The organism is Roseinatronobacter ekhonensis, from assembly GCF_900499075.1.
In the GTDB taxonomy this organism is placed as follows: Bacteria; Pseudomonadota; Alphaproteobacteria; order Rhodobacterales; family Rhodobacteraceae; genus Roseinatronobacter; species Roseinatronobacter ekhonensis.
On record NZ_UIHC01000066.1, the window covers coordinates 1 to 11129 of the forward strand.

The 11129-nt window shown below is 56.2% G+C and carries 10 protein-coding genes and 1 pseudogene; 9 read left to right on the top strand and 2 right to left on the bottom strand.

Features of this window, described 5'->3' with window-relative positions:
• The first annotated feature begins 383 nt into the window (after window positions 1–383).
• The 4 genes from parA (at window position 384) to ROE7235_RS17300 (ending at window position 2704) form a co-directional block, all read left to right on the top strand.
• The gene (gene parA, locus ROE7235_RS17290; RefSeq protein WP_037931658.1) at window positions 384–1055 is read left to right on the top strand and encodes a ParA family partition ATPase; all 672 of its coding nucleotides are present in this window, start codon (window positions 384–386) and stop codon (window positions 1053–1055) included.
• On the top strand, window positions 1000–1299 hold the full coding sequence (locus ROE7235_RS19960) for a hypothetical protein (RefSeq protein ID WP_132953151.1): 300 nt from the start codon (window positions 1000–1002) through the stop codon (window positions 1297–1299). Before parA ends, ROE7235_RS19960 begins: the two co-directional genes overlap by 56 nt.
• 99 nt (window positions 1300–1398) lie before the next feature.
• Window positions 1399–2091 (top strand): DNA-processing protein DprA, encoded by a 693-nt coding sequence (locus ROE7235_RS17295; RefSeq protein WP_245964014.1) that lies wholly within the window; start codon window positions 1399–1401, stop codon window positions 2089–2091.
• A gap of 91 nt (window positions 2092–2182) precedes the next feature.
• Complete coding sequence (locus ROE7235_RS17300; protein WP_121096864.1) at window positions 2183–2704, top strand: hypothetical protein; 522 nt, start codon at window positions 2183–2185, stop codon at window positions 2702–2704.
• A gap of 85 nt (window positions 2705–2789) precedes the next feature.
• Here the strand turns inward: ROE7235_RS17300 and ROE7235_RS17305 are convergent, their stop codons facing one another.
• Entirely contained in the window at window positions 2790–3803 is a 1014-nt protein-coding gene (locus tag ROE7235_RS17305; protein WP_121096866.1) for a hypothetical protein, read from the bottom strand.
• A 137-nt stretch (window positions 3804–3940) separates the two neighbouring features.
• A pseudogene (locus ROE7235_RS17310) lies at window positions 3941–5453 on the bottom strand (IS3 family transposase).
• A gap of 410 nt (window positions 5454–5863) precedes the next feature.
• Here ROE7235_RS17310 and ROE7235_RS17315 point away from each other — a divergent pair.
• The 5 genes from ROE7235_RS17315 (at window position 5864) to ROE7235_RS17335 (ending at window position 10066) form a co-directional block, all read left to right on the top strand.
• A protein-coding gene (locus ROE7235_RS17315) for an IS3 family transposase (RefSeq protein ID WP_245964015.1) occupies window positions 5864–7017 on the top strand; the annotation gives its coding sequence in 2 pieces (ribosomal slippage) (window positions 5864–6116 and window positions 6116–7017; 1155 coding nt in all).
• Window positions 7018–7080: 63 nt separating this feature from the next.
• Window positions 7081–7212: a hypothetical protein gene (locus tag ROE7235_RS20850; RefSeq protein WP_281272873.1), complete on the top strand. Its 132-nt coding sequence runs from the start codon at window positions 7081–7083 to the stop codon at window positions 7210–7212.
• Between the two features lie 126 nt (window positions 7213–7338).
• Window positions 7339–8679, top strand: coding sequence for an endonuclease domain-containing protein (locus tag ROE7235_RS17320; protein WP_121096868.1), 1341 nt, complete (start codon window positions 7339–7341; stop codon window positions 8677–8679).
• Between the two features lie 491 nt (window positions 8680–9170).
• Complete coding sequence (locus ROE7235_RS17330) at window positions 9171–9800, top strand: tyrosine-type recombinase/integrase (protein WP_245964016.1); 630 nt, start codon at window positions 9171–9173, stop codon at window positions 9798–9800.
• Between the two features lie 5 nt (window positions 9801–9805).
• Window positions 9806–10066, top strand: a complete 261-nt coding sequence (locus ROE7235_RS17335; protein ID WP_076535674.1) for a WGR domain-containing protein — start codon at window positions 9806–9808, stop codon at window positions 10064–10066.
• The last annotated feature ends 1063 nt before the right edge of the window (window positions 10067–11129 follow it).

Below are 11129 nucleotides of genomic sequence, written 5' to 3' on the forward strand. Positions count from 1 at the left end.
CTGCGGCCTGCGCGCCTTGGCACACGTCAGCTATCTGGAGAGCACCCGCGCCAAGGCGCAGCTAAACCGCGACCAAGCTGATCAATTTTACACCGGGAACTTGGCCAATTTTGCTCCGGGATTGACATCGCCCCCTCCTTCCTGGCGTTGCGGTTCAGAAAACCAGACACACATGATGAGGCGCGGCGTCTTGCGCCCGGGTGGGACGTCTACGTGCTGGAAAACGAGTGGCGGTCATGGGTGCATGACAAGGCTATCGACGTGAAGGATGCCGATAAGCACTTTCTGGCCTTCTGCAATAAGCGAGGCGCATACCAGAATTAAAATGCACAAATGTGGGTTTGTGGCTTTACGCTTTCCCACGAATGTGGTGAGGTGGACTCATGATCATATCTTTCCTGAACCAAAAAGGCGGCGTCGGCAAAACCACCCTATCCGTGAACGTGGCGGGCTGTCTGGCACGCCAAGGCCACCGGGTGCTTCTAATCGACGCTGACAAGCAAGGCTCGGCCACAACATGGGCAAGCCTCCGCGAAGATGCGCCCTTCCAGGTTGTCAGCATGGCACGGGCCAACATGGCGCGGGATGCGCTAAAGCTTGCCCAAGACTATACTCACACCATCATCGACGGCCCGCCGCACGCGGAGGAGATTGCCCGATCTTGTATCGTTGCATCGGACTTTGTGGCGTTGCCTATCGAACCGTCTGGTCTCTCGACGTGGGCATCTGACCTGACAGTGCGTCAAGTCAAAGAAGCGCAGGAATTCAAGCCTTCCCTCAAATGTGGGTTTGTGGTTTCCCGCAAAATAGGGAAAACTGTCATAGGGCGAGATATTCGCAACATGGCTGCCGAGGCGGGTTTGCCAATCCTAGCAAGTGAGATCGAGCAACGGGTGGCCTTCGCTGAAGGTATGACCATGGGGCAAACGATTTTCGAGTGGGCTGGCGATAGCAATGCGGCCCGCGAGATCAACCAACTAACGAAAGAGATTGAGCGGTATGTCGAAGAAGACATTTTCGGCGGCTCCGAAGCCGAAGCAGCAGCCAACGGATGACCAAATCCTCGCGTTTGAACGTGGCGGGGCAGGGCATGACACAACACGGGCAGACAAGCCGGTCGCGAAGACCATGCCGGATGAGCCGACCAAGCGCCTGAGCCTTGATCTTCCGGCGAGCCTGCACACGCGATTCAAAACGGCGTGCAGTGCGACGGATCGGAAAATGGTAGGTGAACTCCAAGCCTTCATTGAACAGCGCACGCAAGAATTGGAAGAGGATGCGGGCATAACCCGCAAATGAACAAAAGCACAAATGTGGGTTTGTGTGAAATATTACACAAACACGAATTTGTGAAGTAAAACCAAAGGGGAGGGCGGTGGCGCAAATGGCATCGCTAGGATGGAAATGCACGCAGAGCTAAGAACAAGAGAAGCCCTTGGGCCACTTGGCCCAGTTGAAGAGAAGAACGCCCCGGACTTGTTATACACGGCGGGCGATACCTCGCTGCTGACCGAAGGCTCCCGCGTGGCAATCGTCGGCTCCCGCAAGGCCACGCCGGACGGTATCAAACGCGCAAAGGCGGTGACTCGGGCGCTTGTAGAGCAAGGCATCATCGTCGTGAGTGGTCTTGCCGATGGCATCGACACGGTGGCACACCGAACGGCGATTGAAGAGGGCGGGCGCACCATCGCCGTGCTTGGCACACCCTTGTCCAAAGCCTATCCAGCGAAGAACGCGGGACTGCTCGAAGAGATTAAGCGCAACCACCTTGCGATTTCACAGTTTCCCGAAGGCTATCCGGGTAAGGGCCAAAACTTCCCGCGGCGCAATCGGACGATGGCGCTCATCTGCGATGCGACCATCGTTATCGAGGCAAGCGAGAAGAGCGGGACACGTCATCAGGGCTGGGAAGCAATTCGGCTCGGACGCGACCTCTACCTCCTTGAGAACGTCGCCAACGACCCGAACTTGACCTGGCCAAAGCAGCTCATCGAGTATGGGGCGCAGGTTTTGCGCCGCGAGAACCTGCCGGACATCCTGCTCGACATCCCAAACTACACAGCCGGGGGCGTTCGTGCCTTCGAGCTATGAGTACGGCACGTTCGCCAATTATTCGCCACGCGGCACCTCGGACCTCTCGAAACGATCGAGAGGAACTTGTGGTGCTATCAAAGCGGGCAGGGTGGATATCATCGCTTCCGCTGTCCCTCACTTGCGTGACGCCAAGGCCGATAATCTAAAGCCGTTTCTAGGGCCGGACGTGACTTTGGTGCCTGCACCGCGTTCTGCGCCTCTGCCGGACGGAGCTCTATGGCCCGCAAAGGTCATCTGTGATGTTCTGCACGAGCATGGGTTTGGCCAGGACGTGCAAACCTACCTGACGCGGATCAAGGCCGTGCCAAAATCGTCGAGCTCGCAAAGGGCGGATGACAGGCCGCTTGTACCGATTCACCTGGATAGCATCGAGGCGGAACGTCCCTTTTTTGTGCCGGACAAAATCACTATCGTCGACGATGTGCTCACCTTGGGACGCACGACATACGCTTGTGCTGAGCTGCTGCGCCAGGTCTGTCCCGACGCAGAAATCCGCATCTTCGCAATGGTACGCACTCAAGGCCTCCAAGACGACATCAATAAGATCGTCGATCCAGCCACCGGTATAATCACGGGCTTCGACTCCGGAAAGACGAGACGCGATCCATGAATCCACAAAAGCACAAATGTGGCTTTGTGGGTTAACTAGCGCATCATTATAGGGGCCTGTTTTCGGATGGGGCAGAATAATAAGCCTATCGCCGCCGCCTTCTTTGATGCCTGCCGATCCTAATACGTGTTCCACGATCTTGCAGCTCATGTTGCATCAACAGGGCGAAGCGGTTTGCCCACCCCTCTGTGTGAATGAGGCGGTCAAACTTGCTGGTCGGTAGCTTCAGTATCTCGCTTCGGGGTTTTTGCGATAGTGTGGCCCAATCGTCATACAGAACGTACAGCGCGTTTCCGTGGCGCATGTTCTCGAAGACGACAAGATCGTCGGCATACTTCGCACCGATGTAATGATCATTTCCGCCCAAGCCCTTCAAATACTCGATTGGCTGGAATTGCTCGAACAACTCCAGCCGTTCCGTGATCGTTGCCAAGTCAGGCGGGTTTCGACCGCCATTTTGTTGAATACGCATCGCCAGGTCGGCAATCTGTCCAGGCGGGAAAACGTCCCAACGAAGCTGACTTGTGAAAACAAAGTCGGGGTTTTCTGATGCTGCTACAGCACTGACGCCGGTGTTCTCCTGGAGCAGGTTAACTGCGAAAAGCAGGTCCTCTTCGAAGCTGGCCGAATGTTTGGAAAACACTTCATCAATCGAGAAGACGATACCGAAACGGCCATCGTTCAGAACTTCTTGAACGGAAACCTCGATTTGGAAAAGGTAAGGTGGATAGCTGTCAGTCTCATACACCTCACGCGGAATGGCAGCGGTAGTCCAGCCGTTGCGGGCTGCATCGCCGTAGATCGGAATGTCCCGATAAAAGTATTTCCGATGCTTAGGCAGGTCCTTGCGAGTAACCGTCCAGCCTTCGCTGTTCCGCTTTGACGTGGTGCCGACATTCATAGGCGGCACGACTTCCCAGCTTTGCCCGACCTGAAGCTTTTCATGCTTTAGGCCGAGGTGGGCATAGGTTCCTGCGACTACATCGTCAGTGCTGATCCTCTTGCCTGCTAGGACCTTGATATCGTCCACCACAATCCGTTGAAGCTCCACGCGGATTGGCTTCGGTAGTGTCCGAAACTTCTTTTTCCATTTTCCCATGAGGCCTCCTATCTATGCGCCGCTGATAGATACAACCATCTGTGCCCATCAAGATATCTCATACAACATTTGGTATAAGTGCGCAAAGCTTGCATGCTCTGAGGGGCGGTGTTTGTCAAAGTAGTTGTCCGCCGATTTCATGCGGCGTCTCTGATTTCAGGGGCGCTGATTTCGGTTTCTGGGTTGAGCCAGACGGCTCCGGCAGGTTGCCAGTTGCGGGTTTTGCCTGACCAGCGTTCTGGGTTTTGTGACCGAGCATTTGCATAGAGACTGGCACGATTGGCGAGCGTTGCACGATCATGGCCAGCGTGGCGCGCGGCCGGGGTGACGAAGCGGATGGCGCTGTGTAGGTGCTCTTCGTTATACCGACCGGTGAAGGATTTCACCCAAGCTTGAGCGTCATCTTTGGTGGCAAAACCCTTGGTTGGCCAGTCCGGGCGATATTTGCAGGTTCGAAACAGCGCCTCCGAGAACGGGTTGTCATTGCTGACGCGCGGCCGGCTGTAGGACGCGATGATGCCGAGTTTTTCCATAGTGGTCTTCATCGTGGCGCCCTTCATGGGGCTACCGTTGTCAGCGTGCAGAACCAGTGGGCGCGCTATGCATCCCTCTGCCATGACCGCTTGCCGGATGAGGACGGCTGCCAGGTCTGCACTCTCTCGCTCATGAACTTCCCAGCCGACGATCTTGCGGCTGAAGATATCCACTATCAGATAGAGGTAGAAAAAAATGCCAAGAGCGGGCCCCGGCATCCAGGTTATGTCCCAGGTCCAGACTTCGCAGGGTGCGCTGGCCTTGTAACTGGTGGGTGGTTTGTGTCGGACCGGAGGCTTTGCCCGACCACGGTGATGCTGTTGTCCATCGGCGCGCAAGATGCGGTAGAAGCTGGCCTCGGATGCCAGATACCGCCCCTGATCCGCCAGTTTCGGTACGATCTGGCTGGGCGGCAGGCTCGCGAACTCCGTTGAATTACAGACATCCAGCACGGCGGCGCGTTCATCCGCGCTCAGCTTGTTGGCCGGTTCCGGACGCGGCACGAGAGGCCGCTGGTCCGGCTGAACCTGACCGTCTTTCCTCCAGCGGCGCAGGGTGCGGTCGCTGATCTCCATTTCACTGCAAGCTATGGCACACGGCGCGCGCCAGCAGAGACAGCCTCTTCGATCAGAGCGATGGCGGTTTGGCGATGTGGATGGCTGATCATGCGTCCTCGTCGCCCCCCCAGGTCGCCGACGCCTTTTTTCTGAGAATGAGCAGCGCTGCCGCTTCGGCCAGGGCTTTCTCCTTGCGCGCCAAGTCTCGCTCCAGATCCTTGACCCGTTTCTTCTCTTCCTTTGTCGCTTGACCCAGCCGCGCCGTGCTGACGCGGTCCCAGTCGTTGGCCTGTTCACAGGCGGCACGCCATGCTGTGATCTGCGCAGGATAAAGCTCGCGCTTGCGGCAGTATTCGGCCAGATCAGCCTCGTTGAGCGCCGCTGTTTCCAGCACCGCCGCGAACTTGTCACGCGACGACCAACCCTCGGGGCCAGCGTCTGCATCAGGAAGAAGCTGGCCCTTGCCGCGCGCAGCTGTGCGCCACTTGTGCAGCGTTGCCTCCGAGATGCCTTCTGCTTGCGACAGCTCCCGAATGGCAATGTTGTTCGGCGGAAGCATCCGCTTCAGCACAGCTGCTTTCCGTTCCGGTGAATATCCCACGTCATCGTCCTATCCCGCCCACCTGAGAAATAGAGGAAAAATAGAGCAGCGGACAACTTCTCTGACACAAGGGGGGGGCCGCCAGATGGTAGAGTAAAACAACCGGTCAGCATATAACTTAGCCCGAGGTAAATATCGGATCGACCTATCACCTGTGACGGTTGCTGGCGTCTGCTTCAAGATTTCATGCAAGCTTTATGATAATAGCTTGCATGAAACGCTCGATACCGTGGATGATGCCTTTGATAGGAAGGACTGGAAATCTGGTTTCTGCTGACACGACCTACATGAGGTGCTCCCCGAAAACTGGACACTGACGTAAGCTCTGATTTGCTGTCTGTTGATCTTCACCACGAAGGAGATCGAAGATGTCGAAACGAAAGCAGCATGCCCCTGAGTTCAAGGCGAAGGTGGCGCTGGAAGCGCTGAAGGGCGAGGCGACCGTGTCGGAGCTGGCGAGCCGGTTCGGCGTGCATCCGACGATGATCAACCAATGGAAACGTGCGCTGCTGGACGGCGCGTCCGGTGTCTTTGAACGCGGCGGCCGCAAGACGCCGGTCATTGATGAAGACCAAGTCAGGGACCTGCATGCCAAGATCGGAGAGCTGGCGGTGGCCAACTCTTTTTTGGAAAGAAAGCTCAAGCCCTGGGGCGGGAAGTGAGGCGGGGCATGGTTGAGCGCGACCATCCGGACCTGTCGATTGGCCAGCAGTGCGCGCTGCTACAGGTCCCGCGATCGTGGTTCTATTACACGCCGCAGGGTGAGACCGAGCAGAACCTCGCGCTGATGCGGCTGATCGACGTGCAGTTCCTCGACACGCCGTTCTTCGGCGTTCGCCAGATGACGTGGCACCTGCGCAACGAGGGCCATGCGGTGAACGAGAAGCGCATCCGTCGGCTCATGCGCCTGATGGGATTGATGCCGATCTATCAGAAGCCGAACACCAGCAAGCCAGCGAAGGGGCACAAGACCTATCCCTACCTCTTGCGCGGACTGCGGGTGGACAGGCCAAATCAGGTTTGGTGCGTGGACATCACCTACCTGCCGATGCGCCGCGGATTCCTCTATCTGGTGGCGATCATGGACTGGCACACCCGCATGGTTCTGTCGTGGCGGATCTCGAACACGCTGGACGCGGACTTCTGCGTCGAGGCGCTGAACGAGGCCATCTATCGGTTCGGACCGCCGGACATCATGAATAGCGACCAAGGATCTCAGTTCACGTCGTTCGCCTGGACAGACCGCCTGCGGCGGTCGGGCATCCGCATCTCAATGGATGGCAAGGGCCGCTATCTGGACAACATCTTCATCGAGCGTCTGTGGCGAACGCTGAAATACGAGTGCGTTTATCTGCATGCCTGGGAGACCGGGTCACAGGCCCGCGCGGGTGTCCGGAAATGGATGGAGTTCTACAATCACCGCCGCCCGCACAAAGCCCTTGGCGGACAGCCACCGGCAGTGGTTTACTCACTGCAAATAGAAGTCACGCAACCCGATCAACAGGAACAGATCAGAGCTTAAAAAGCGCCAGATCATGTCCAAGAAATGGGGAGCACCTCAACACCCAAGGTTAATGGCCCCTCTGTGATGTGGAAAGACGGACTGATCTTCGCCGCGCGGCTCGAAGACATCTTGGCCAAGGCTGATGCGGTGATCGAAGTATGCCAGAACGGGGAAATCTTGGTTCTGCAGGATTTTGAGAAGATTCGGGTGTGAGCTTGGGCGGCCGAGATCGTCTAAAATGTCGCACCGAAGATAAAAGGTGCCCCAGCTGATTGGGGCGCCTTATATTTGCCCTAAGATAGGGTTTCTTAGCTCTAAGCGGAAACTGGGAGTTTTTTTGTGCTATCATTACAAGGTTTTAAATTTCTCTTTGATGAAGAAGCAACGCTTGAAATTTTGAAGAATTCTGGCGACGACGATACGTTCGAGTTAGATAAAGTCAGAAGGTATCTGGACGGGGCCGTGAGTGCCTATCGACAGAGCGAGCACCTCAAGGTTGACGAGGCGACTGTCAATATTGCAATGCTTAGCTATGAGCGCGGCGCAAATTTACCCTCAGCACACCTAATAATGATGAAAGCACATGAGCGCGGCGTTATCGTCGATCAGGATCAAGACCTTGCCAATAATTTCCTTGCCAGAGCGCTCAGTCTGAAAAGTTCAGAAGCGCGCTACATTTTGGCCACGCGCAACTTGGAAAGTAGCGATCGCGTTGAAGTCTTTAAGGGAATTTCAATCATGATCGAATTGTCGTGTGATCTTTGGTTTGGAAGCTTGAAGGATATGGCCTTAAAACGCTCAGTTCAGGCTCTGCTGGATGTTGTTCGGAAGGAGGGACTATCTGTCGAGGACCGTAATTTCATCAGATTCTATGATAGAACTATTTCCTCGGATCGCACTCAAGATAATATTTTTGAAAGTGAGGATATAGTTCACGCTTGGGGAGAACTTTTAAAGGCGAATAAGGATAAAGAGCAACGTTCCTTAGAATTTGTTTCACGGCACCGAACGCGCATTGATGCCCTTGCCAGCGTTGTTTCCAGTCAGGATATCCAGATTTCTGATCAGCAAGAGGTATCGTTCATTGATGGGATAAAGGAAGGGGGCCTGAAGGGCATTAATCTTCCATTCCGGATCTCTGCTGTTGTCGTTTTGGCCATAGCGTCGATTGTGTTTCTGCCACTTTTATTCGTCGCAGGGTTTATCGGATGGACGATCTACGGCGATATCAAGAGTGTTCGACAATACCGTAGCACGCCTTTGATCGTCGAGGCTGCCAAGAACTACCCCGTGAGCGTCGAAGATTTGCGGGACGCCTGCGAGTCCCCTGCGGAAGTTGCGTTCCTTGAGATGATGGTATCTGCCTACACCCTCAAAACTGGGCCCGGAGCGGTCGAGGGGAAAGGATTGCGGCTTCGCAGTCAGGTCGGGCTCGGAAAGTTCAGGCCCCAGATATCTCATTCTCCCTACCAATACAGGGCGGATTTCATGATCGACGACCGACTGGTCGTCGAAATTGACGGAGCGGCCTATCACTCATCCCCGGATGCGGTCGCCCGTGACAGGCAGAGGGATGCCGATATGAAGCGCGATGGCTACAAGGTGCTCAGGATCCCTGCAAAGGCCGTCTTCAACGACACCTCCCACGCCTTGCGAATGGTATCAGAAGCTCGGGCCTGAGAAGGCCCGAGCCGGGCAGGACGCCTGCTCGGGCCACCAACCGTCGGTCCTCTGAAGCTTGGGCTCTCGTCTTGACAATGATCTACCGGCACTGTGGCCTCGTAGACATGCAGATCGCACTCCTCGGCGACGACGCGGATAGTATCGCCATATCGGTCCCAGTCGACCCGTCTGTAGGTCGGGCCGATCATCCAGCAGTTGGCCAAGCCGAATTTCGGTTTTTTGCCCAACATAATATCGGTCGCGGCAGTACCAGCCAGGTTCTCACTTTCACAGCAAATGGCAGCAAAGTCCGACACACCGGACTTTGCTCCATCACGCAGGGAACGTCGACTTTCATCTTCATGCAGGCTTTTAGTTAAAAGCTCGCATAAGTGCCAAAGCTGAAAGCCCAACAAAACATGGGGAAAGTGCAGTATCGCGCAACATCTTATTTCTATCATGCAAGGTTTATAGGTATTATAGTGCTATAACCTCGCAAGGATTTGCCCGTGAAAGCTGCTACCGAGACCGCTTGGAATAAAGGCCGTGTGGTCGGTAAAAAACCTCCGCTGATGCCCGACCAGGTATCCCTGATCCGGATGATCCTGCGCCAGGAAAAAGCCTTACGTGATCTGGCGCTGTTCAACACCGCCCTCGATACCAGTTTCCGGGGGTCTGACCTGGTACGCCTGCGGGTCTCGGATGTGGCCACCCCGGCAGGGGTGCGCGAAATCGTCGAAATCCGACAAAAGAAAACCGAGACGCGCAATGCGCGTCCGGTCCAGGCGCGCCTGTCCTCCGGGACGCGCGACAGTCTGAGGGCTTATCTTGCCGACTCTGAAAAGCCGCTGCACGGCTGGCTGTTCACGGGGCAGGGGGCACGGTGGGCCGACACCCACCTCAGCGAAAGCCAGCTTTGGCGGCTGTTCCGCTCCTGGCTGGAAAAGGCCCACCTCGATCCCAGCCTCTACGGCTTGCATTCGCTGCGCCGGACCTTCCCCACCCACATCTACCAGCAGACCGGCAACCTGCGCGCCGCCCAGCTCCTGCTCGGCCATGCCAGCATTGAAAGCACCAAGGAATACATCGGTACCGAACAGGCTGAAGCGCTGGAAATTGCGCGCAAGTATCACCTGTGACGGCCATGCAGACTTATCTTGAGAAACGCCAGCCTGCGCAGAAAATGGCTCGGTTCTACAGGATGGCAGTGATGCCGAACCTGTTCGGCGAATGGACGCTGTACCGCGAATGGGGCCGCATAGGGCAGGGCGGTCAGGTGCGGATGGATTGGTTCGAGGACGAGAACCAGGCCGTTGCGGCTCTGGTCACACTGGAAGCCTCCAAGCGTCAGCGGGGCTATTGGGTGGAGCCTCAGCAGCTCGCGATGTTTGATCTGACCGGTTGAATTCACGCGGCCACATCTCAACCGTTCAGCTGGATTTACAACAGCGTTGCCAGTATGTTCTACTTTAGATTAACAACATTGAGAGGCAAAGTATGAGCGGTGAAAACGATAGCAGCAGCAGAGAAACGAAGCCTGCGCCAACCATGGTAACAAGGCCGCACAGCAGTGAGAACGTTTCGATAAACTCGCAACAGCCCATGGCAAGTGCGCCAGTCGCGCCGCCACCGCCAAAGCCAAAGCCAAAGAGGTAGGCGAAGTGGCTAAGACCCCTAAACCTCCGCCAAAGCCCCCCGTCAAACTGCCCCCGCGAAAGACAACGGTCGGGGTTAAGGTCCAAGGATCACAGCAGCCCATTGCTGCTGCCCCTGGGACACCACCACCGCCCAAACCAAAAAGGTGAAACACATGGCTAGAGAGCCCGCGCCCCCGCCTTCACCACGTCCGTCAAGCATTCCGCGCTCGATCCCCGAAACGAATACGCGGCCTAGCCCGAGCGCACCCGTCGCGCCGCCACCCCCGAAGAGGTAAATAAGTGCAATCATCCGATAATCAGACGCCGGTATCAGTCAGCGGACGGGTCTTCATCCCCGACAACGCTAGACCCCTTCCCAGTGCCCCGTCCTCGTCGCCACCGCCGAAGAAGTGAGGGGGCGTGCCTAATGCGCACTTCTGAGATTTCTCCGGCAGGAATGATCGTTATTTCCGGCCCCCAGTCACCATGCTCGGGATCAACTTTTTCCCACTCACCGGATTCTTTGTCTCGGTAGTCAGTAACATAGAGTGCGATAGAGCCATCTTGCCCGAGTACCATTGGGCCGAAGGGCGCTTTCTTGAAGTCGTCAAGACGCTCGCATTGCAGTGTCGTCCCGTCTTTTTTTACAACAGTGATCTGCGACGGTCCGGAGTCTTCTCGATTGATAACAGTTTCCCATGCGGGAGATATAGCTAAAAGTTGGTGATGGCCCTGAGGGGCGGCATATCATGGCGTTGTTCACGCGCCGCAATTCTCATCCGAGAAAAGGATATGCCACATGACGACAAATACCATTACCCAACTGCCCGA

Excerpts from the sequence above, each read along its gene's own strand:
- parA (WP_037931658.1), top strand. The coding sequence starts at position 384 with ATGATCATATCTTTCCTGAACCAAAAAGGCGGCGTCGGCAAAACCACC.
- ROE7235_RS19960 (WP_132953151.1), top strand. The coding sequence starts at position 1,000 with ATGTCGAAGAAGACATTTTCGGCGGCTCCGAAGCCGAAGCAGCAGCCA.
- ROE7235_RS17295 (WP_245964014.1), top strand. The coding sequence starts at position 1,399 with ATGGAAATGCACGCAGAGCTAAGAACAAGAGAAGCCCTTGGGCCACTT.
- ROE7235_RS17305 (WP_121096866.1), bottom strand. The coding sequence starts at position 3,803 with ATGGGAAAATGGAAAAAGAAGTTTCGGACACTACCGAAGCCAATCCGC.
- ROE7235_RS17335 (WP_076535674.1), top strand. The coding sequence starts at position 9,806 with ATGCAGACTTATCTTGAGAAACGCCAGCCTGCGCAGAAAATGGCTCGG.